The organism is Cytobacillus sp. Bva_UNVM-123, assembly GCF_046351715.2.
Classification (GTDB): Bacteria; Bacillota; Bacilli; order Bacillales; family Cytobacillaceae; genus Cytobacillus.
The window spans coordinates 4,268,812-4,291,165 of the sequence record NZ_CM177772.1 but is presented as its reverse complement, the minus strand read 5'-3'; the positions used below and the strand labels follow the sequence as shown (position 1 = coordinate 4,291,165).

The 22,354-nt window shown below is 36.4% G+C and carries 18 protein-coding genes; 10 read left to right on the top strand and 8 right to left on the bottom strand.

Translation table 11 applies throughout. From position 1 onward, the window contains the following. Nucleotides 1-31: 31 nt before the first annotated feature. From KDN24_RS22015 to KDN24_RS21995, 5 genes are all read left to right on the top strand, one after another. Nucleotides 32-490 (top strand): MarR family winged helix-turn-helix transcriptional regulator, encoded by a 459-nt coding sequence (locus KDN24_RS22015; protein WP_409974096.1) that lies wholly within the window; start codon nt 32-34, stop codon nt 488-490. A 2-nt stretch (nt 491-492) separates the two neighbouring features. Next, on the top strand, nt 493-3,621 hold the full coding sequence (locus tag KDN24_RS22010) for an MMPL family transporter (protein WP_409974097.1): 3,129 nt from the start codon (nt 493-495) through the stop codon (nt 3,619-3,621). Nucleotides 3,622-4,131: 510 nt separating this feature from the next. Further along, nucleotides 4,132-4,605 (top strand): MarR family winged helix-turn-helix transcriptional regulator, encoded by a 474-nt coding sequence (locus tag KDN24_RS22005; RefSeq protein ID WP_409974098.1) that lies wholly within the window; start codon nt 4,132-4,134, stop codon nt 4,603-4,605. Nucleotides 4,606-4,609: 4 nt separating this feature from the next. Continuing rightward, entirely contained in the window at nt 4,610-6,334 is a 1,725-nt protein-coding gene (locus KDN24_RS22000; protein WP_409974099.1) for an ABC transporter ATP-binding protein, read from the top strand. Then, nucleotides 6,331-8,184 (top strand): ABC transporter ATP-binding protein, encoded by a 1,854-nt coding sequence (locus tag KDN24_RS21995; RefSeq protein WP_409974100.1) that lies wholly within the window; start codon nt 6,331-6,333, stop codon nt 8,182-8,184. Before KDN24_RS22000 ends, KDN24_RS21995 begins: the two co-directional genes overlap by 4 nt. 128 nt (nt 8,185-8,312) lie before the next feature. On the opposite strand, the gene liaG is transcribed toward KDN24_RS21995, so the two are convergent. Continuing rightward, nucleotides 8,313-9,170 carry a LiaG family protein gene (gene liaG, locus KDN24_RS21990; protein ID WP_409974101.1) on the bottom strand — a complete coding sequence of 286 codons (858 nt, stop codon included), beginning with the start codon at nt 9,168-9,170 and terminating at the stop codon, nt 8,313-8,315. A gap of 340 nt (nt 9,171-9,510) precedes the next feature. Here liaG and KDN24_RS26370 point away from each other — a divergent pair, with 340 nt between their 5' ends. Then, complete coding sequence (locus KDN24_RS26370; RefSeq protein ID WP_525931255.1) at nt 9,511-11,199, top strand: methyl-accepting chemotaxis protein; 1,689 nt, start codon at nt 9,511-9,513, stop codon at nt 11,197-11,199. A gap of 394 nt (nt 11,200-11,593) precedes the next feature. Here the strand turns inward: KDN24_RS26370 and KDN24_RS21975 are convergent, their stop codons facing one another. The 7 genes from KDN24_RS21975 to KDN24_RS21945 all read right to left on the bottom strand — a co-directional run bounded on the left by KDN24_RS21975 (nt 11,594) and on the right by KDN24_RS21945 (nt 17,459). Further along, nucleotides 11,594-12,196, bottom strand: a complete 603-nt coding sequence (locus tag KDN24_RS21975) for a hypothetical protein (protein WP_409974102.1) — start codon at nt 12,194-12,196, stop codon at nt 11,594-11,596. A gap of 12 nt (nt 12,197-12,208) precedes the next feature. Further along, entirely contained in the window at nt 12,209-12,748 is a 540-nt protein-coding gene (locus KDN24_RS21970) for a M57 family metalloprotease (RefSeq protein ID WP_409974103.1), read from the bottom strand. A gap of 717 nt (nt 12,749-13,465) precedes the next feature. Further along, the gene (locus tag KDN24_RS21965; protein WP_491348160.1) at nt 13,466-13,750 is read right to left on the bottom strand and encodes a winged helix domain-containing protein; all 285 of its coding nucleotides are present in this window, start codon (nt 13,748-13,750) and stop codon (nt 13,466-13,468) included. A 102-nt stretch (nt 13,751-13,852) separates the two neighbouring features. Continuing rightward, nucleotides 13,853-14,587 (bottom strand): ABC transporter ATP-binding protein, encoded by a 735-nt coding sequence (locus KDN24_RS21960; RefSeq protein WP_409974105.1) that lies wholly within the window; start codon nt 14,585-14,587, stop codon nt 13,853-13,855. Further along, entirely contained in the window at nt 14,562-15,281 is a 720-nt protein-coding gene (locus KDN24_RS21955) for an ABC transporter permease (protein WP_409974106.1), read from the bottom strand. Before KDN24_RS21955 ends, KDN24_RS21960 begins: the two co-directional genes overlap by 26 nt. Before the next feature lie 367 nt (nt 15,282-15,648). Continuing rightward, nucleotides 15,649-16,530 (bottom strand): ABC transporter substrate-binding protein, encoded by an 882-nt coding sequence (locus tag KDN24_RS21950; RefSeq protein WP_409974107.1) that lies wholly within the window; start codon nt 16,528-16,530, stop codon nt 15,649-15,651. Continuing rightward, nucleotides 16,530-17,459, bottom strand: a complete 930-nt coding sequence (locus KDN24_RS21945; RefSeq protein ID WP_409974108.1) for a helix-turn-helix transcriptional regulator — start codon at nt 17,457-17,459, stop codon at nt 16,530-16,532. The genes KDN24_RS21950 and KDN24_RS21945 overlap by 1 nt, the downstream gene beginning before the upstream one ends. Nucleotides 17,460-17,701: 242 nt before the next feature. Between KDN24_RS21945 and KDN24_RS21940 the strand changes: the two genes are divergently transcribed. The 4 genes from KDN24_RS21940 (at nt 17,702) to KDN24_RS21925 (ending at nt 22,122) form a co-directional block, all read left to right on the top strand. Beyond that, nucleotides 17,702-18,199 carry an RNA polymerase sigma factor gene (locus KDN24_RS21940; RefSeq protein WP_409974109.1) on the top strand — a complete coding sequence of 166 codons (498 nt, stop codon included), beginning with the start codon at nt 17,702-17,704 and terminating at the stop codon, nt 18,197-18,199. After that, entirely contained in the window at nt 18,199-19,989 is a 1,791-nt protein-coding gene (locus KDN24_RS21935) for a TolB family protein (protein ID WP_409974110.1), read from the top strand. Before KDN24_RS21940 ends, KDN24_RS21935 begins: the two co-directional genes overlap by 1 nt. Before the next feature lie 197 nt (nt 19,990-20,186). Further along, nucleotides 20,187-20,771: a hypothetical protein gene (locus tag KDN24_RS21930; protein WP_409974111.1), complete on the top strand. Its 585-nt coding sequence runs from the start codon at nt 20,187-20,189 to the stop codon at nt 20,769-20,771. Nucleotides 20,772-21,375: 604 nt separating this feature from the next. Further along, nucleotides 21,376-22,122, top strand: coding sequence for a FixH family protein (locus tag KDN24_RS21925; protein ID WP_409974112.1), 747 nt, complete (start codon nt 21,376-21,378; stop codon nt 22,120-22,122). Nucleotides 22,123-22,354: the final 232 nt, after the last annotated feature.

Genomic DNA, 22,354 nt, shown 5'->3' with positions numbered 1-22,354 from the left:
GAAACTATCTGAAGTGAGGCTTGATTAATAAATGTCCGATAATATCCAAGATTTAATTGACAGATATGTCGCTGTATCCTTTTCTGTTCACCGAAAAGTTGAGGCGCTTGTAAGGGCGCAAATCTCTGAAGATCTTACAAACGATCAATATTACACGCTACGATATATTAGGGAAGCGGGATCATGTACTTCTTCAGAGCTTGCTGAAGAATTTGAAGTACAAAAAAGTGCGATAACTGCAATCATCAATCGAATGTGGGAAAAAGGGTTAATTTTGCGAACAAGAGATGAAAAGGACCGCAGGGTTGTCTATTTAACTTTGACTGATAAAGGGAATGAGCTTTATTTGCAAACACAAGAACCGATTTATAAGATTGTTGAATCTTTTATTGGCAAATTTGAACAAACAGAAATAAATCAGTTTATGGACACATTTGAAAAACTAAATCAAATTGTTATGAAGATGAAAGACCATAAAGTGGAGGGGTAAGGATGAATTTCATTATTAAAAACAAATGGTTTGTCATGATCGCTTGGGTTGCCATTATTGCTGGTCTACTTTTGTCTGCACCAAATATGGCTCAGCTTGTTCGTGAAAAGGGTCAAATAACGATCCCTGATGGATATTCATCCACACTTGCCTCCAATATTATGAATGATGTCAGCAAGCAGGAAGGTGGGGGAGATGAAACAAAAGTTGCCCTCGTTTTTCGCTCTGATAAGAAATTGTCAGAAGATGACATAAATGAAGCGAAAAAGGGTATTCATGCACTTGAAGCAAAAGAAAAAGAGTTGGGTATTACTGAAATACTCACCCATTTTAATGAAGAAAGCTTAAAGGACCAGTTAGTTTCAAAGGATGGAAAGGCGATATTAACATCTCTTACAATAAACTGGAATGATCGCGAACCTCAAGATGTAAGCGATGCCTTGTATAATGCGCTGGAAGATATTAAAGTTGAACATTACTATACTAGCGATTGGATGATTAATCAGGATTTAATCATAAGCTCTGAGAAAGGGTTAAAAAAGACAGAGGGCATAACAGTTGTCTTTATTCTTATCGTGTTGCTACTAGTTTTCAGATCTTTCATTGCTCCTATTATCCCGTTGGTGACGGTAGGATTTACTTATCTTGCTTCACAGTCCATTGTTTCGTTTTTAGTAGATAAATTTGACTTTCCGCTTTCTACGTTTACACAAATATTCTTAGTTGCCGTTCTTTTTGGAATAGGAACAGACTATTGTATTTTACTGTTTAGCCGCTTTAAAGAAGAAATTTCACAACGAGAAAGTATTACAGAGGCGATTGTTGAAACTTACCGTCAAGCTGGTCGAACAGTGTTTTTTAGTGGCGTAGCCGTGATGATTGGGTTTGCAGCCATTGGTCTTTCACAGTTCATTATGTATCAATCAGCTTCCGCGGTAGCGATTGGAGTAGCGATTCTACTAATTGCCTTATTTACGATTGTTCCTTTCTTTATGGCGGTCTTAGGCAAGAAATTATTTTGGCCTTCAAAAAGCAAAATGGAGCACGGCGAAAGTAAGCTTTGGGGAACGGTGGGCAAATTTTCATTAACACGTCCATTCCTTGCTTTACTAATCGTTGCAGCAGTCTGTGCCCCCTTTCTATTAACCTATGATGGGAAATTATCCTATAACTCATTAGATGAAATAAGTGGGGATGTTCACTCGATAAAAGCCTTTAATGTAATTGCAGACAGCTTCGGTCCTGGTGAATCTATGCCGACACAGATTGTCATAAAAAATGATGAAAGAATGGACTCAGCAGAATATGTTGGTTTGGCTGAAAAAATTAGCAAAGAATTAGAAAAAGTAAATCTAGTAGAGACGGTTCGCTCTATCACAAGACCTACGGGTGAGCAAATCGAGGATTTAATGATTGCGAACCAGGCTAAAACACTGGATGATGGTCTTGGAGAAGGAAAAGATGGGCTTGCCAAAATCAGTGAAGGTCTAAATGAAGCAAGTAGTGAATTAGCTAAGTCTGAGCCGCAATTAAAAGATACTACAAAAGGAATTAATAGTTTGATTTCTGGAACAAGTGAAATTCAATCAGGTTTATTCGAAATTCAAACGAATCTTAAAAAAATTGAAAATGGCATTCGTCAAGGCTCAGCCGGTTCTGACGAAATAAAAGCTGGACTTTCGAAATCAAAGGCAGGAGCCGAGGAACTGCTTACTGGGTATCAACAGCTCCTGAGTGGATATAAGGAAGCACAAGGAAATTTACAAACATTGACTGCCAATTATGAGAAGGTAGGTCAAGGAGTTGCGGCTATATCTGCTGGAATGGCAGAAGCAAATGGTGCAATGCACGACTATTTAGAAAATAAATATGCAGACTTAGCTGCTGATCAACAATATTTAGTAATGAAGCAAACAGTTGTCGGCTTGCAGCAGCAGCTTAATGGTTTATCAGCTAATATGAATGAACTTAATGCAGGACTGTCAAAAATAAATCAAGGCATGGTCGGAGCAAATACAGGATTTAATACGGCAATAAATGGCCAAGAAGGATTAGCAAATGGTCTAGGGCAATTAATTAAAGGAATTGAAGCTCAGCAAGCTGGTTTGACACAATTAGCAAATGGCCAAGGACAAATTGTCAATAATGTTCCGAAGCTTACAAACGGATTAGGCAGTGTAAATGAGGGGCAAACACAGCTGCTTAACGGGTTTGACAATCTTGGTAGCCAAATAGGTCAATTAACAGAAGGTTTAGGGCAAAGTGTTGACGGTTTAAATAAAGTTTCAGAAGGCTTAGGCTCAGCTCAAGAATACTTATCAGGTTTATCAAACTCAAAAAGTATGGATGGGTTCTATTTACCAAATGAAGTGCTTGAGAGTGAAGACTTTACGCGTGTGTTAGATGTCTACATGTCTTCAGATCGAAAAGTGATGATGATTGATGTTATCTTTAATCAAAATCCTTATTCGAATGAAGCCATTCATCAAGTGAATGACATAAAGGAAACCGTTAAGAGAGTAACGAAAGATACGAAATTAGAAAATGCCATTGTGGCTGTTGGCGGAGTAACGAGTATGAATGCAGACTTAAGCACGATGTCAGAGCAAGATTATTCCCGTACTGTTGTGCTCATGCTCGTAGGGATTTCAATCATTCTAGTCTTTCTTTTCCGCTCCATCATAATGCCTGCTTATATTATCGGTTCGTTGATATTAACATATTTTACCTCGATGGCAATAAATGAAATGATTTTCGTAAATATAATCGGATATTCTGGTATTAATTGGTCAGTTCCATTCTTTGGATTCGTCATTCTCGTAGCACTTGGCGTCGATTATAGTATTTTTCTAATGGATCGTTTTAATGAATTTAAGGATTATTCCGTTTCAGAGGCGATGCTGCTAGCGATGAAGAAAATGGGGACTGTCATTATATCCGCAGCGATTATTTTAGGTGGAACATTTGCTGCCATGATGCCTTCTGGAATGCTTTCATTGCTGCAAATTGCTTCGATTGTCATAGGAGGATTAATTCTTTACTCCGTTGTCATGCTGCCTTTGTTCGTCCCAGTTATGGTAAAAAATTTCGGTGCAGCAAACTGGTGGCCGTTTAAAAGAAATAGTAATTAAAGAATGAAGAGACTGACCAAAAAGTTCGTTAAAAACGACTTTTTGGTCAGTCTTTTTCTTTAGAATGATTTACTTGGCTAGGCTAATAACACCGCATAAGAAAAGCTAGGGGATTCGCCGAAAGGACTTAGCGAACGCCAAGTTTTTCTAATTTTTTTATCAGAGTTCATTCTATTTTTTTGCGCTGAGTTGATTGGAGTGGAAGACACGAAGACTCCTGCGGGAGAAGCGGACAGGTGAGACCCCGCAGGAGCGTTAGCGACGAGGAGGCTCACCGTTTGCCCCGCGGAAAGCGAAGTGTCTGGAACGGAAATCAACGGACAGGTTAATAAGAGCATACAAAAAAATGATGCCCCTATAGGGTCATCATTTTTCTCATAAACAGGGAAATTCATGAGCAACTCTTATGTTTTTTTCTTGACTACACGTATAAATAGGAGTAAATTTAAAATACTTATTTTTGAACTGTTCCAAAATGAACAATTCAGCGATGAATGGAGAGAGGAAATTATGCATGATGAAAATCAATCTTTAGCACGTTCGTCAGAGCTTTTTCGCTCAATTTGGCGAATTCAACAAAGTATAAGAAGTTTTGCGCAGAAAACAGCGATAGATAATAATCTTTCAATCCCACAATACGCTTTATTAATGATGCTGGCACCGAAAAGAGAAATAACTCAAAAAAAGCTTGGGAATATAATGAAGTTTCCAAAAAGCACATTAAGTCAAGCCGTCGATGGGCTTGTACAAGCAAATTTAATTAAACGCCATCCAGTCGAAGACAATCGGCGGGAAATGCAGCTTATCCTTACAGATAATGGCAAGCAGCTTTATGAAAAACTAAAATGGCAGGAAGGGAGTATTCATCAGGTTCTTGAGTTGGCCATCGCTAGTCTGAACGAGAATCAATTCGAAGAAGCCGTTTCAACACTTCTCCAAATCGCCGTATTTTTAGAAAAAGAATCTGAAAAACTAGGAGAATAACAGCATGATTAAAATATTAAAAAACTTATCAGTTTATAAATGGATTGTTTTCGCTATATTAGCGCTTATATTTCTGCAATCTATGGCCGATCTTTATTTACCTACCTTAATGGCAGACATAATTGATAATGGGGTCGTTAAAGGAGATAAGTCATATATTTGGAAGATTGGTAGTTTAATGCTTGTAGTTGCAGCACTCGGAATGGGAGCCTCTATTGTGGCAAGCTATTATTCTTCGAAAGCGGCAATGGGGTTAGGAAGAGATCTTCGTCGTAAAGTGTTCACCCATGTAGAGAATTTTTCACTTCAAGACTTTGACAAAATCGGTACAGCATCCCTTATTACGAGAACGACTAATGATATTACGCAAATTCAGCAAGTCGTTATTATGATGCTCCGAATGGTTGCGAGTGCTCCGATTATGTTAATTGGTGGAGTGATAATGGCCGTTTCGAAGGATGCGAAATTATCGATCGTTATTTTAGCTACGACACCTATATTAGTTGGCACCGTCCTTTTAATTATGAATAAAGGGATTCCATTGTTTAAAATGGTTCAAAAACGTTTAGATCATTTGAACTTAGTGCTCCGTGAAAACTTAACAGGTATTCGCGTAATTCGTGCATTTAATCGTGAAAAGCTAGAAAAATCCCGTCTTCAGAAAGCCAATCAAGACTTAACAGATGTATCTATTAAGGTAAACAAAATTATCGCATTTTTAATGCCAGTTATGATGCTTTTAATGAATTTAACCGTTGTTGCAGTTATTTGGTTCGGGGGGATTCGAATTGACAATGGCGGGATGGAAATTGGAGATTTAATGGCTTTCATTCAATATGTTATGCAGATTATGTTTGCACTTGTCATGGCATCGATGATGTTTGTGATGATTCCTCGTGCTGCTGTATCAGCTAACAGAATTAATGAAGTACTGGAAATGGAACCTACATTTCATAATGAAGGAAACGCAAAAGTCGAGCGGGAACGTGGAACATTAGAGTTTGAACGTGTCACATTTAGTTATCCGGGTGCAGAAGAACCAGTATTATCAGACATTAGCTTTAAGGCAAAATCCGGGGAAATCACTGCGATCATCGGGGGGACAGGTGCTGGGAAGTCTACACTCGTCAATTTAATTCCACGCTTTTATGATGTTTCAAATGGAACCATTCGCATAAATGGAGTTGACATACGAGAAGCTTCTCAAGAGGAAGTTCGTTCGAAAATTGGTTATGTTCCGCAAAAGGCACTTCTTTTCTCTGGAACGATAGCTGAAAATATCCGTTTCGGAAAAGAAGAAGCAACTCAGGAGGAAATTGAGCATGCTGCGCGAATTGCCCAAGCAGAAGATTTTATTGGAAAAATGGAGAAGAGCTATGAATCCATGATCTCTCAAGGCGGTTCAAACGTTTCTGGAGGTCAGAAACAGCGTTTATCGATTGCACGTGCGCTTGTTAGAAAACCAGATATTTATATTTTTGATGATAGCTTCTCAGCACTTGATTATAAAACAGACGCAAAATTACGTGCTGCATTGAAAAATGAGACGAAGGATTCAACAGTAGTTCTAGTTGCTCAACGTGTTAGCACTGTATTAGATGTTGATCGAATTATCGTATTAGATAAAGGAAGAATTGCAGGAGTTGGTACACATAAAGAGCTGCTAGAACATAATGAAGTGTACCGTGAAATTGTCGAATCCCAGCTTTCAGAGGAGGAAATTGCATGAGTAAGCATAAGAAAGCACAGCCTCAAGGTGGGGGACAAATGGGTTTTGGAAACATGATGGTGGCTGGACAAAAGGCAAAGGATTTTAATGGAACATTAAAACGGCTGCTTCGTTATTTAAGCCCACGTCGAAATCAATTATTCGCTGTATTTGTAGCAGCTGTTTTAAGTACAGTCTTTATGGTCGTTGGACCGAAAATTATGGGGAATGCACTTACGGAACTTTTCGAAGGTGCCTATGGAAAAATGATGAAAATCCCTGGTGCCGCTATAGACTTCGAAGCAATTGGCAAGCTCTTACTTCTTTTAGCCGGACTGTATTTGATTAGCAGTTTATTTAGCTATATTCAACAATACATTATGGCAAGTGTTGCTCAAAAAACAGTATATAGCTTAAGAGAAGATGTAAATGCGAAGCTTGAAAAACTGCCGCTTAAATATTATGACGGCCGTCCGAATGGAGAGATATTGAGTAGGGTAACGAATGATATCGATACGATTGGAAGTACTCTTCAACAAAGTGTTACACAGTTTATTACTTCTATCGTAACGATTATTGGTATTATCATCATGATGCTGTCAATTAGCCCACTCTTAACATTAATTGCTATTGTAAGCTTACCGCTTTCTATTTTTGTCATCAGTCCATTTTTGAAAAAATCACAGAAACATTTCGCGAACCAGCAGCGAACACTTGGTCAGTTAAATGGACATATTGAAGAAATGTATACAGGCCATCAAGTAGTGAAAGCATTTAGTCATGAGAAAAAAGCCATTGCTGAATTTGATGAAGTGAATGAAGAATTATATGAAGCAGGCAGAAAAGCTCAATTCATTTCAGGCATTATCATGCCGTTAATGTCTTTTATTGGGAATTTAAGCTATGTTTTAATCTGTATTGTCGGTGGGATTTTAGTAACGAAACGGGCGATATCAATTGGTGATATTCAAGCGTTTATTACGTATTCACGTCAATTTTCACAGCCAATTGCCCAAACTGCGAATATCGCGAATATTATTCAAGCAACGGTTGCTGCTGCGGAACGGGTTTTTGAGCTATTGGATGAAGAAGAGGAAATGGAAGAGGTAAATATCGTTAACCTAGAACGAGCAAAAGGTGCTGTCACATTCGAGCATGTTAAGTTCGGTTATGGAGAAGAGCTATTAATAGAGGATATGAATATTCATGTTAAGCCAGGTCAAACGGTGGCAATTGTTGGACCAACAGGTGCTGGAAAGACGACATTAATTAATCTATTAATGCGATTCTATGAAACAAATGGCGGAAAAATAACAATCGATGGCTTTGACACAAGAGAGATGACAAGAGGTGCGCTCCGGTCAACCTTCGGCATGGTGCTTCAAGATACATGGCTGTTTAATGGAACGATAAAGGATAACTTAGCTTATGGAAAAGAAGGGGCGACAGACGAAGAGATTATTGCTGCAGCGAAAACAGCGCGTGCCGACTATTTTATCCGTACACTTCCTGATGGCTATGAAACGGTATTAAATGAAGAAGCATCTAATATTTCTCAAGGACAAAAGCAGCTATTAACCATTGCACGAGCTGTTCTTGCTGATCCACCTATAATGATATTAGATGAAGCAACCTCAAGTGTTGATACACGGACAGAGCTTCTAATCCAACAAGCAATGAACCGCCTTATGGAAGGAAGAACGAGCTTCGTGATTGCACACCGTTTGTCTACGATAAGAGATGCAGATTTGATTCTTGTTATGGATCAAGGAAAAGTTATTGAACAAGGTACTCATCATGAGTTATTAGAGGAAAACGGCTTCTATGCGGATCTATACTATAGTCAGTTTTCGCAAGACACTGCCGGATAACTTCCCGAAAATGTTGAAATGCAAGATTGAAGGAAACATCAAAAAAGACGATTCAAAAGTGAACTGCACTTCACACTTTTGAGTCGTCTTTTTTTACTTATAAAATGGATAAGTTTATTTACGATACTTTAATAAATTTTTACGAGGCCACTTGATACAGATATATCTAGTTTATGTTCTCCACTTCCGTGAACCCCTGTTAATTTCTTTTTTTCCTGTGATCTATTTTCTAGTGGGAAGTCACATGTGATAAGACCGCTTCCAAGCTTACTATTTAGTTTAAAATTAGCATCATCAGGCAGATCAAGCTTTACTTGCCCAGAGTTGACATCAATATCAATATCATCCTTAAGCTTATCAATTTGAACATGAAGCAGACCTGATAATACACTTGCGTCAAGCTTTCCTTCATAATGTTCCACTTTGACAATTCCAGAATTAATATCAATTGAACCATCATCTGTAATTAGTCTATTAATATTAATAACGCCCGAACCACCATCAAAGGAAAACTCCTTTGTCCGTATATTGTTTAAGTCCATTTTTCCAGATCCAAGTTTAACGTCGAGGTAATCTAGCTGTATTGGGCTATTCTTGGCTAGTGTTGAGAAGTTTAAGAGTCCAGATCCCACTTTAATATTCATATCATTCTCATAATTTATTGGAAGATAAATGGTTACTTTTGGATTATTCTTGATAAATGAAAACAAATTCATCCCGCTTTGCTTATATTTCACACGTAACGTATCCCCGCTTTTATCAACGGTAACCTTCCCCTTACCGGATAATTCCGTTTTTAACGTTTTTCTATTTTCAGGAATAATTGTAGCCTGCACACTTGAAATATCGATATCTATCACATCGATTCCTCTTAGTGACACTTCATCTCCACTACTTTTATCAAACCTCAGCAAACTTAATAAGTTTGAGTTGAATACTAAATAAATACCAAAAATAATAAAGAAAATGATAATAATTCTTTTCAATTTCGTTCCCTACCTTCTATATAACTCAGATTGTTACCTTTATTTTAGCTAATTATTGGCAAAAAAACATTGCTCGAAGGGATTATTTGCAACTAAGTCTTGAGACTTAGTCTTTTATGATTAAATTTGAGTTAATTTATGTGAAAAAAGACATGTCGATCTATGTCGGATTTTGCGATTTATCCTCGTATTTGCTGCTTCATACCTGTTATTTGTCTTTTGTCGAAAAATGTTAAAAAAGTCACAGAACATTATAAAATAATTACATATTCATTGCCTTTTTGAATTTTCATAAAAGACTATTAAAGAAATGATGTATATCTATGTAGGAGGGTTTACGATGCGTTTTTCGATTTCTAAAAAGTTGGTGATTGGATTCTCTACGGTTTTGCTCATATTACTTATCGTAGGAGGTTTGTTTTTTAGTAGTATTAAATCGATTAGTGATAAGTACAATTTTTTACTTGATGACCGTGTGTATAAAGTAAATCTTGTTGATCAGCTAGTTAGTGCACAAAAAGATATTTTTTCCGATATCCGTGGTTTTCTGCTTTATAATGATAAGCGATTTTTGGAAAGGCTCGAGAAAGATCAAGAACTATTCCATCAAACACTTGACGAGCTAGAAAAAATTGTGAGTTCAGACGGTGCAAAGGAGTTTATCATAGAAATTAAAGATAGCCAAATAAAATATGATGAACTTACTACTTTAGTTATTGAGAATAAGCTGAAAGGCCACGATATTGCAGCAATTAAAAATGCGCGCGATGCTGTTCCTTTTGCTGAAGCAATGGAGGAGAGTGCTAACAAGTTTAAAGAGTATCAAATGACTTATATGAACGAAGATCGGGAAGAAATTAATTTTACGATTTCCGCTACGAAAATATTTATTATGGTTTTAATAACAGCTTCTGTCATCATTAGTGTGGTTATTGCTTATTTTATTGGTAGGAGTATTACACGTCCAGTGAGTACAATGACAGCTGCTTTAAAGGAAGTGGCAAACGGGAATCTAAAGCTTGATAAAATACATATTAAAAATCGCGATGAAATTGGTGATATGTCAAAGGCATTTAATTTAATGGTAGCGGATCTGCAAGGGATTGTTAGTAGAGTGAATGATTCTTCGATACAGCTTGCGGCACAATCTCAAGAACTAGCGGCAAGCTCTGAACAAAGTGCTGCCTCATCACAAACGGTTGCACATGCTGCAGAAGAAAGTTTACGTGGAAGTTCAGAGCAAGTTGAGCTTGTTGGGCAGGCAACTACTTCAATGGAAGAAATGGCAGCAGGAATTGAACAAATTGCTGAGAGTAATGAAGAGATGCTCCATGCCGCAGAAGAAGTTGGAGCACTTGTTGGTAAAGGCTCTAATGCAATTGATGATGTGTCAAGACATATAAATGATATTGATTTTTCTTTTAAAGAAACGGCTGAAATTATGGGAACACTTGAAAACCATTCCATTGAAATTCAGCGTGTGACAGCATTAATTACGGATATATCTGATCAGACGAATTTACTTGCATTGAATGCTGCAATTGAAGCAGCAAGAGCAGGAGAGCATGGGAAAGGCTTTGCTGTCGTTGCAGAAGAGGTTCGTAAACTTGCTGAACAATCAAAGAATTCAGCAGTTGAGATTGAAGGAATGATTGACGTAATTCATAACGATATGAACAAAGCTGCGGATTCAATTAAAGATGGAAATATAAAAGTAAAGCAAGGATTATCGGCATCACAAACTTCCAATTCGGTCTTCAAGCAAATTGAAACATCTGTTAAGGAAGTGATTAGTAAAGTACAAACCGTTTCAGCTGCCACTGAAGAAATTCAGGCAATCTCAGTTGAAGTAGCAAAAAATGCCGGGTATGTTAAGGAAATTGCTGAGAAAACAGCTGCGACCGCTCATGATTCAAGTGCTGCTACAGAGGAGCAATTAGCATCAGTTGAGCAAGTAACTGCGACTGCTCAAAATCTAGCAACACTTGCGGAAGGTCTCCAAACTGAATTAAGTAAATTTAGAATTTAACTAATATCCGTAGGCAATTCACAGCAGAACGAAATGTTAAATTCAACGATATATACGTAAAATTAGCGGACTTCCATAATAGGAGGTCCGTATTTTTTTCCTGCATTAACGTGCTGTTAATACCCTTTGATTGAAGGTTACATTGATTTATTAAATTTAAATATTGTGTTTGAAAGTATAACAAGAGAGAAATTGATCAGGCGAAAGGTAGGAGAAGCTCATCTATATTCCTGGGTCTCTTGGATCACAGAAAACATACGCTAAGTAAATTTCGACATGATAAAAGCCGACTTTCCATCAAGTTTTAAGGAAACATCGGCTTTATTTTATTGAATAAGGGGACGGAGTGAGTCAGCTACTGATCGCATAAATACTGCATTTAAAATAATAGGACTTATTTGTATTTTTCTTTAATTTCTTTTTCTATTTTTTTATATTTACTTGAAGTTTTATCATCTAGTTTATTTGCAATTTCCATTGAATCTTCACTATCAATTCCATATTTTCCATAATGATGTGCAAATATTATATATCTTCCAGGATCGGACATGCTTTCTCTTACGAATAACAAATAAGATTTCCCTACTTCGGTAGCTTGATAATCTTCAGGAGCTATATATGTTTTTACACCTGTTAATTTATTGATAGTATATCCAGAGAATTCCTTTAATTGAAACTCATCTTCATTCTTGTATTGGGAAGTCTTATCAAAATAGATTTTATCTATACTAAAAGTTCCAATAGTAAAAGGTTCTTCGTATGAAATACTTGAATCACCAGAATCAGTTAATTTACTTACTTCATTATTTTCACTAATCTTTGTAGCTTTTACGATTAATTCCGCTTCACTTTCTAACTCCTCAACTGATTCTGTACTGATATATTTTGTTTTTACATATACTGTTTTTGGTTCAGCTGTAACATTGTATAAATAAAAACCACCATACAAAATTAAGAAAGAAAGTGAACTTATCATTATCTTCTTTCCCATTTTCATTTAACCATCCCCTTATTGATATTTAGCTTTAATTCCAGCCCAATCGTCTGAAGTAGGCGTATCTCTTCCTATAAAACCTTCACTTAACATAATTGAATATAATGTATCTTCATGATCTAGTCCTAATGAGTGTCCAACTTCATGAACGATAGTCTCATTTTTATTAGCTGAAGATGTATTTTTAAATCCTAGATGTAGCTTTATAACAGAATAACTAGTTACATTCTTTGAGCTTTCATAGTTTGAGTTTATAGCAACTGTTTTTCCTTTATCTTCACCGTCATAATAAAACCTTAATTGTGCATTGGAAGCTACATTAACTGAGGACCCAACTGTAATATAATATGGAGAACTATTCCAATTTAAAACCTTAACAATGTGCTGCCCGTAATTCATATCACTAGCCGACTGATCAATATACCATTTTAGATTACTAGATAAATGGGAAGGGTACTTACCGGCAAGTAGTGTATAGGCTTGTACATTATTAGTTACAAAGAATGCGAACAGCAAAGTTAGAACTGATAGACTATACCAAACGTTCTTTTTCAAAAAATCATCTCCAAACTAAAATAAATTTTTATGATCCCATATAATCTCTAAAGAATAAAAATATCAGGGATATGTTTTTAAGACACATCCAATTATCACCATTTATTCAAGAATTTGTTAATTATAATATATTATATTTTAAATCTACTAATTTATAAAGGGATATTTTTCTATGTTTTCTGACAATTTTAACGAAGGAATATTTCAGGCGTATTAAATCGAATAGAATTAATCTACCCCTAAAGAATTAGATAAGAAAGGTGAGAAAGCCATGTTTAGAAAAGTTAAGGACGATGATATTTGTTATGAGTGCAAAGATTAAGTAGGAGAAGCAAGACCTGTTAAAATGCTCAATACTAACGAAGGCATTCTAATATTGTGCAGATCATGTAGTGAGAAATTAAAACGAAATGTAAAAAGAGGCGAGAATGGTACTCTATTATTAAGAAGTTGCGTCGAATGCGGAACAATAACGGCAGAGGATTACAAAGCAGTAGATGATTAACTTGGCTTTGCATTAAATGCTATGAAAAGGAAAACCAGGAACTATAATAATAGTAGTTCCTGGTTATATCTAAGCGAGAAATTTAAAAATCTAGATCCAAACCTTTGGATTTACTCCGATGTCTATCACTCGTTTTCAAGGAAGATTCGTCTGAATTTTGATCAACCTTTTCTACCTCTATTTCCTCTTTAAACTCCATTTTTAAATTAATTTCAGATTGTTTCTTTACTATTAATACGATCCTTCCTATATATTTTAGCCATATAAGGCAAATCGACTTTCATGTTTTTATTTAGAGATATTTCTAATGCTTCTTGTATTGTCTCAGCATGATTCTTAGTTACTTGAGGACAAATAGTTGCTTCACTAAAAATTCCAGCATTTTTAAATGTTTTATCGCTTTGTTCATCTTCATTGGATAATAGCAAAGGTAACTTCGCTTTTCGTTGGTTATGCTGATTTTTAGCAGTAATAACTGTAACTGCTAAAAAACTCAAAAAAAAATGCCTCCAATATGGAAGCAAATAAAAAAGGGGGATTAACACTTATATATAGAGCATAACCATGTTTATCATTTTTTAAACAGAATAATAGGATAATTATTCAATATTTAATGTTAATTCATTTAAAAAGTGAGCAGTATCCTGATTTGGATAGCTGATTACCTCAGACGTTTTTCCCATTTGTTTAATCTCCCCATCAATAATAATCGCAAGCTTATCTGTTAGAAACTTCACTTCCGAAATATCATGACTAATAAAAATGGTCGTTGTATTTGTTTCTTTTAAAATCGAGCTAAAATCTTTAATCAACTTGACTTTAGTTGGGTAATCTAGCGCAGAGAAAGGTTCATCTAAATAAAGGACTTCCGGATCAAGGACTAACGCACGAGCTAAGTTTACTCTTTGGGCTTCTCCTCCTGAAAGATGATGAGCATTTTTCTTCGCAAGATGGGCAATTCCAAATTTCTCAAGCCAAAATTCAACCTTTTCTTTAATCACTGCTTTTGGCACTTTGCGGATTTTTAAGCCGACAGCCACATTTTGAAATACAGTCGTATCAAAAATAAGTGTTTGTTGAAGAACAACCGCCCATTTTCGTCTTTGGTCCAATGAAATTTTTCTTGGGGATAACTCCGTACCATTATAGAAAAAATGTCCAGCTGATGGAGGTTGTAAGCATGAAAGAATTTTAACAAGCGTACTTTTACCCGCCCCGTTCGGTCCCATAATTCCTAAAATCTCTCCTTTATATATCGATAAATCGGAAACAGAAAGAATTAAGCGATCTTTACTATTAAATTGGATGTTATCTAACTGAATAATTGGTTTCATTGGATTTTTTCCTTTGCTGTAAAATAGTTAAAAGGAAGGTAATGATAAAGGCTAAAGTCATTAATATAAAGGAAAGTGCTAATGCAATATCAAAGTTGCCTTTCGAAACTTCCATAACAATGGATGTCGTTAATATTCTCGTTTCACCTCGAATATTTCCACCGACCATCATCGCAGCACCTACCTCTGCGATTACACGGCCAAACCCAGCGATTACAGCTGCAAGTATGGCAATTCGCGTTTCCTTTATTAGTAATGAGATAGTTTGAAGCTTCGTTGCTCCTAATGATTTCAGCTGCATTAACATCTTCTCATCAATTTGTTGAAAGGCACTGGATGTTAGTCCTATAATAATTGGCAGGGAAACGAGAACTTGTGCCATGACGATGGCGATAGGACTATAAAGTAGGGAAAATGAACCTAAAGGTCCAGAGCGCCATAAGAGCATTGTAATCCAAAGACCAGCTACAACAGGAGGAAGCCCCATTCCGATGTTAATTAAGACAAGCAGTAGTCGTCTGCCTCGAAATGATGTTAAACCAATTAAAATACCAAGCGGAATCCCTATAAAAGTGCTGATCAAGATGGATGTCAATGAAACCCTTAACGTGAGCCAAGTAATCTCGAATATTTCTGGATTTCCTGATAGCAGCATTTCAATCGCTTTTTTAAATCCTTCAATTAAAAGATCCATACAAATTCCAGCTTTCTATCAATCATCAGTTAGTAGTGAACTCAATTAGTGGGGAAGTGTCGTTCGGTTAAATTTAAGATAAAATGCGAGGAGGGCGGAGCAACATGCTCACGCCACCTCTGCATTTCGTATAAGAGGCCAGTCCAGTCCATACGTCGCTAAACAGTCGCCTCCGCTTTTCTATTGTCCAGCTTCGGCGGCTAGGGGCTCGAGGTCATAAGCCAATCCACCAAGTAGGTTAAAGAGCAACCTACTCGCTGGCTTGTCTTATGCTTGCGGCCCACAGGATGTGGGTCATGCAGACGTTGCCACAGGACGTGGCGAATTTAGTCTGCGTACCTTAATTGGGCAAGCCGCCTCCGCATTTCTATTCAGTATACGGGAAGAATAGTGGTTCGCCGTATTCGTCTTGGCCGAATTCTTCGATTATTTTTTGGATTTCATCAGAAACCATGAAGTTAACAAATGCTTCTGCACCAGCAGCGTTTACTTTGTCATGCTTTTCAGGGTTAACTTGCATCACGTGGTAAATATTTAATAAATCTTCGTCGCCTTCAACAATGATTTCAAAGTCATAGTTTTTCTTTTGAGCTAAGTATGTTGCGCGGTCTGTTAACACATAACCTTCTTTTTCAGCAGCGATTTGAAGAGTATTTCCCATTCCTTGTCCTGTTTCAACGTAGTTTGCGTTTTCAGTTGGTGTTACTTCGATTGCTTTCCAAATGCCTAATTCTTTCTTATGTGTACCAGAGTCATCCCCTCTAGATACGAAAGTTGAACCGCTTTCAAAAATCTTCTTAAATGCTTCTTTTACTTCTACGCCTTTAATACCTGCTGGATCATTTGCCGGTCCAACGATAATAAAGTCATTGTACATAACACGCTTACGGTTTGTTGCATCTCCACTATCTACGATTTCTTGTTCAGCTGCTGGAGCGTGAACGAGAAGAACGTCAGCTTCACCTTTAACTCCCATTTCTAATGCTTGACCAGTACCAACAGCAATTGTTTTTACATTGTAAGGATTTGCTTCTTCAAACATTGGAATTAAAACATCAAGTAAGCCGCTATCCTGTGTACTAGTAGTTGTTGATAAGATTAAGTCTGTTTTTGCTACTTCTTCTGTTTTTGGTTCTTCTTTTTTAACTTCTTCTTTCTCTTTCGTGTCAGTTGCTGAGTTTGAGCATGCTGACATAATGATTAATAAAAGCGCTAAAAAACTAGTTGATAATAATTTCTTTAAATTCATTACTTATTCCTCCTATTAGTTGTATCGTACAAAATACATCCAAGCTCACTTGCGTCATAGCCTACCATATTGATGATACTTTCTTTAAAAGCTGTCAATTGAATAATATCAATCAGATGTTGGAGAGCAATTTCGTTTTTTGCTGTCCACCTAAAAACAAGGTCAAATTTCTCACTTGCAAAAGGAATAAAATTCAATCCAAGCTTACTTGCCGCAGATCGTATCCCAAATGTCACATCTGCAATTCCACCGCTTATGTAAGAGGCAGATGAAAGATGATTCCACTCTTCAATTTCATAGCCTGAAATACTAGCAGGCTGAATGTTATCTTCGCCAAGTAGAGAATCAAAAAGGAATCGAGTTCCAGATCCTTTCTGGCGGTTAATAAACCTTACATCTTTTCGAGTTAGATCAAGAAGATTGTTAATTTCTTTTGGATTTCCCGGAGCAGTAATAAATCCTTGTTCCCTTGCTGCTAATCTCATAACTGTTATTTGTTCATGGACAAACAGCTGTTTTATAAATGGCAGGTTATATTCTTTCGTTGTTGGGTCAAGTAAATGCATCGCCGCAATGTCACAATTTCCTCTGTAAAGCGTCATTAATCCCTCAAGGCTACCAATATAAGTAGGCTGCAGCATAATACCACATGATTGAATTGAAATATATTTGATTAATTGTTCAACTAAAAAATCATGGCTACCTGCAAGATGAAGCTGACCATCTTGGTAAGAAAGGTCTGTTGGAGATGACTCACGATCACGTTCTTTAAATCGACGAATTTCCTTTTCTTCGATCCGCATTTTATTGCCAATTTTAAATGCGTGAAGCTCTCCGCGTTTAATGAGCTCATATACAGTATGCTTAGAAATTTTAAACATTTTTGCCACTTCATCAGGCGTATACGTTTTTTCGTAAATGGTATTCACCTTCTTTCTGACCCCCTACTAAAATACACAAAAAGAAATTGTCGAACTGTGACTTTTGTTATGTTTCGTTAAGTTTCGTTAATTCTTATTTTGTTTTGTCACAAAATGTTCACGAATTAGTAGGTTAATTGTTTTAATTAAGTAGGGGGAAGCATTTCAATATAAAATAATATTGTACGATCTTGTTACGTTTTGCCAATGTAATTCGTTATGTTCATTAGAGATTAATGGAGGAGAATCAATTGATTGACGAATTTACAAAAATATATGATGAGTTCTTTGATGACATTTACCGTTATGTGTATGTCAAGACAGGGAGTAAATGGGACGCTGAAGATATTGTTAGCGAAACATTCCGCAAGGCTTATGAAAGCTGGGGTTCATTAAAGAACGGTACTAATGCAAAAGCATGGCTATTAACGATTGCAAGAAACACCGTGATTGATTTTTACCGAAAAAAGAAAAATGTGTTAATGGGTGAAGAGTTGGAGCATTTTTTAAAACCTCACCCTTTTGAAGATCCGTTTGAGCAATCAAATGAATTAGAATGCTTGAAGAAAAGTTTGTATCACTTATCAAAGGAAGACTTTGAGATTACGAATTTAAGATATTTTGCTGGATTAAAGTTCAAGGAAATCTCCATTGTATTAGGAAAGAAAGAGGAGACACTTCGGGTTAAGTCAAACCGACTCACAAAGAAGCTAGAATTATTAGTGAAAAAGTGTTTGGGGGAATTATGATGGATTCTGAGAAAATAGAAAAACAGCTCCATGAGTTGCAGGAACATATTTATATTGATCAAGATTTAAAGAAACGATTGAGAGAAAGCTTTCATAGAAGGCGTACCCATCTTGTGCGGAAAATTTCATGGATGAGTGCTTTAGTGGCAGCTGTGGTGTTTTTTGCGCTATCTATTAGTAATTTTCAAATTGAGCATACGAGGGCTAGTTCATTAAATATTATGAACTCGATTTCTTTTTTTGATGTCGGTGAAGGAGAAATACTTGCATTCAGCCACCAAAATGGCAGCTTGTATGTTTCCCTTAAAGATAAGGGGATTTATAAAAATAGTGATGGTCATTTTGAAAAGATAAGCGATGCCCAAGCCGATAGTATGAGTCAATCCTCCAAGGGAGAAACTTTGCTTTTTACACAGCAAGGTGACATTTATGTACTAAATCTTTTGACGAAAAAAATAGAGTCAATCGTAAAAGGCTCCTATTCGAAACCAGAATGGAAGGATTTACAAACCATTTATGCGATAAACGATACGGAGAAGCAAAAATCAATTGTAGAAATTAATCTAATAACATTAGAAGAGCATAAAATTACAGCGGGAACGAATCCTTCATTTATTGCCAAAGAACAAAAGCTCGTTTTTGAACGTGATGGTGATATTTTAATTAAGGACAGTAAAACAGGCAATGAAAAAAAGGTTGATAGTGGTAAAGAGCCATCTGTTTCTAAGAATGGAGCTTATATTTCCTATATTAAAGAAGAGGAAGGCATTGAAAATGTATGGATATGTGATCTTGATTTAGAAACAAAGAAAAAAGCGACAACAAATTTTCCTAGCTTAGAAAATCCAGTCGAAGGTCTTTACGACTATTCATCTCCCATTTGGAATTCAAATGGAGAAAGCTTATATGTTTTGAAAAAGAGAGGAAAACAGAATGAATCGAAAGTGATGAAAATTTCCTTGAGCGAAGACGATTTATCGCCAAGTTCAACAGTTGAACGATATCTACAGGCTCTCATTGTTAGAGATGATGATTATGCAAAAAGCTTGATGATGAATCCGCCGGAATTTCTTACGTATTCCAATCCTTCTCATGCTGGATTTAAAATATTGAGTAAAGAAGAAGCAGTCAACTCAGCAAAGATTATCGCTGAAGTATATTGGACATATAATGCAAATCCGTATTATAAACTATCAACATATGAATTTAAACTACTGAAAGAAGAAGATCGTTTTATCATTGAAAAGGTAACAGAACGGGATAACAAAGAAATATTGGACATAGATAACACGAATGAAATCGTCATGTTAACGGATGATAATCAGACAAAGCTTTTTTCAATGCAGGATATACCGGCTGCATTCATACAAGGGAAAAATAGTCGAATTAGTTCATTATTAATGGATCATAAAGGTGAAAATATCATTTTTAGTTTGCAGGAAATGGCGGAAGAGCCTGAAAAATCTAGTGTAACTATACTTGAATATAATTTACAATCACAAGCCTTTAAAAAGCTATTCATCATCAATTCTGAAATAAGTGAACAGGAAATCGTCATTAGCAAATTAACATTGGATGCTACAGGTCAATTTATGGCAGCTGATATCTTTTCTGGAGAGCAATCTGAAGTTATTCTTTTCGATATGAATAGTGGAAAACAAATAAAGCAATTTAAAAATACTTTTTCGGTATTTTGGGAAAAAGAAAAACTCATATTAGAGTATGTGGAGGAATCAACATCTGTATTATACAAATTTCACCCAAAAAATCAGCAAAAAAAGATTTATTAGCTAATAAGAAAGTTTAAGTTTATGAACGCGCTAAAGCAAAATAAAATTTTTATAAGATTACTGCTTAATACCGCATAAGAAAAGCTAAGGCATTCGCCGAAAGGACTTGGCGAACGCCAAGTTTTTCTAATAATATCTTTGTTTTTGTTACGAAATGAAAAATGAATCGTTATTTAGTATAGGATGACAAAGGGCCCTTGTCATTGAATAATATGATGAGAGGAAAGATTGATATGTTGAAAAAGTCATTTATCTTAGCTGCAATACTTATATTAGGAATTACAACAGCCACATATGCAGGTTCAAAGGAGAAACAAACGAATCACCAAGAGGAATTAAAAACTGAAAAGACTTCTATCCAGGAACAGCTCGTCATGCTAGAAAGAGGAATTGTTCCAACAAAACCAGATAAAACAATTAAGCTATGGGCAAAAGCGGTTAAAGAAAGAAATGGGGCGCTACAATATGCCTTAATGACTGAAGATGCTAAAAAGGGAACTAAAAAGTCACTTGAACAATTTCATTGGGTAACAGGTGCATCAAGTCCTTGGGTTGAAGAATATAAAGTTGTGAGTCAAAATGAGCAAAAAGATGAAAGCATTGAATTTGTAGTCGAATTTAGCTTAGCGACATCAACTGGAAAAGCAGGGAAGGATTCTGCTCGTCTTATTTTAGTAAAAAAAGAGGAACAATGGTTTATCCATAGTATTACCCCTGCAAATAAAAATGCGATCGGAATCTGGAGCACTCCGGAATCTATTAAAGAAATTAATGTTAAATAAACTTTTACATGCAGGAGATAGTACCTTATTCAAATGATGTTGGGACATTTAAAAAGGTGAGGAAAAACGAAAATCGTTTTTCCTCACCTTTTTCTAGGTTTCTATCATTTTTTTCTGAAAATAAGCATGCGATTTTCAGTAAATTATGAGCTTTAACTACAACTTAATCTCCCATTGAAGGACAATTTGCAGCAAATCTTCTAAGAAATGTCCATCACCCTCCCATTGAAGGACATTTAGCAGCAAATCCCTCTAAGAAATGTCCATCAATCTCCCATTGAAGGACATTTAGCAGCAAATCCCTTTAAGAAATGTCTATCAAACTCCCATTGAAGGACATTTAGCGGCAAATCCCTTTAAGAAATGTCTATCAACCTCCTAGTGAAAGACATTTTGCCGTAAATCCTTTGAGAAATGTCCATCACTAACCCTACGAAAGACGTTTTCCGGCAATATATTTGGGGTTGGGGGCTGTCGAATCAAATGCCAGTTTTTCACTTCAATTCAAAGGTAAGATTCACCAAAATCTCCTTTAAAAACTTCACTCTTCTCTCACATTTAACCTGTATATTTACGTTATACAACATGGAAAGAAGGAATAGTTTTGAAAAAGTGGATGATCGCATTATTCATGTGCTCGATATTAATTGCTGGATGTGGCAACACAAGTCAGAAAAAGGATAGCAGCAATCAAGAAGAAATTCCGACAATGATTGAAGCAACGCTAGATGTACCTGAAAAGGCTGAAATAGGGAATGAGGTTTCATTAGCTGTAACGGTTACACAAGGCAAGGATTTCGTAGATGATGCAACAGAAGTAAAGTTTGAAATTTGGAAAGATGGGCAAAAGAATGCTAGTGAAATGGTTGCAGCAAATCATGCTGAAAAAGGCAAGTATACGAACATCTATAAATTCCAAGAAAATGGAGTTTATCATGTGCAATCACATGTAACGGCAAGGGATATGCATACAATGCCAGAGAAAACTATCCAGATTGGTGATGTGGAAGCCCATCATGAGCATGCAGAGGGCAGTGACGAACATAACAACCATCATGATAGTGATGTTGCGATTCATTTAAAAACGCCAGACCAGATAAACACAAATGAACAAATTCCATTCGTTGTTCATATTGAAAAAGAGCAGCAACCTTTAACGAAAGCTAATGTAAAATTAGAAATTTCGCAAGAAGCTTCAAATCCAGCATGGGTGAATCTGGATGAAGCAGAGAACGGCGAATATAAATCAGAGTACGAATTTCAGTCTAGCGGTAAATATACAATAACAGTCCATGTAACAAACAATGAAGGACTTCATGAGCATACAGAAGTTGATGTGAATGTTCATTAACTTTTATCCCGCATCAACGAGCTGTAAGGCCCCCATTTCAAGAAATTGTGGAAACAAAAAATTCTAAGTGGGGGATCTAACAGCCCTAAATGCTCGGGCGACGGACAGGATGTCCTAGTCAGGTGAAGCCACAGGACAAGGAAAACTTCGTCAGCGACACATCGCACGACCAAAAGTGGGGCTTTTGGGAGGACGTGGCGTTCTGAGCGTGATGGGTTCAACTAACAATCAG

What these genes read in the sequence shown, in the direction of transcription:
- KDN24_RS22015 (WP_409974096.1), top strand. Translation starts at nt 32, where the DNA reads ATGTCCGATAATATCCAAGATTTAATTGACAGATATGTCGCTGTATCC.
- KDN24_RS22010 (WP_409974097.1), top strand. Translation starts at nt 493, where the DNA reads ATGAATTTCATTATTAAAAACAAATGGTTTGTCATGATCGCTTGGGTT.
- KDN24_RS22005 (WP_409974098.1), top strand. Translation starts at nt 4,132, where the DNA reads ATGCATGATGAAAATCAATCTTTAGCACGTTCGTCAGAGCTTTTTCGC.
- KDN24_RS22000 (WP_409974099.1), top strand. Translation starts at nt 4,610, where the DNA reads ATGATTAAAATATTAAAAAACTTATCAGTTTATAAATGGATTGTTTTC.
- KDN24_RS21995 (WP_409974100.1), top strand. Translation starts at nt 6,331, where the DNA reads ATGAGTAAGCATAAGAAAGCACAGCCTCAAGGTGGGGGACAAATGGGT.
- KDN24_RS26370 (WP_525931255.1), top strand. Translation starts at nt 9,511, where the DNA reads ATGCGTTTTTCGATTTCTAAAAAGTTGGTGATTGGATTCTCTACGGTT.
- KDN24_RS21975 (WP_409974102.1), bottom strand. Translation starts at nt 12,196, where the DNA reads ATGAAAATGGGAAAGAAGATAATGATAAGTTCACTTTCTTTCTTAATT.
- KDN24_RS21960 (WP_409974105.1), bottom strand. Translation starts at nt 14,587, where the DNA reads ATGAAACCAATTATTCAGTTAGATAACATCCAATTTAATAGTAAAGAT.
- KDN24_RS21955 (WP_409974106.1), bottom strand. Translation starts at nt 15,281, where the DNA reads ATGGATCTTTTAATTGAAGGATTTAAAAAAGCGATTGAAATGCTGCTA.
- KDN24_RS21950 (WP_409974107.1), bottom strand. Translation starts at nt 16,530, where the DNA reads ATGAATTTAAAGAAATTATTATCAACTAGTTTTTTAGCGCTTTTATTA.
- KDN24_RS21935 (WP_409974110.1), top strand. Translation starts at nt 18,199, where the DNA reads ATGGATTCTGAGAAAATAGAAAAACAGCTCCATGAGTTGCAGGAACAT.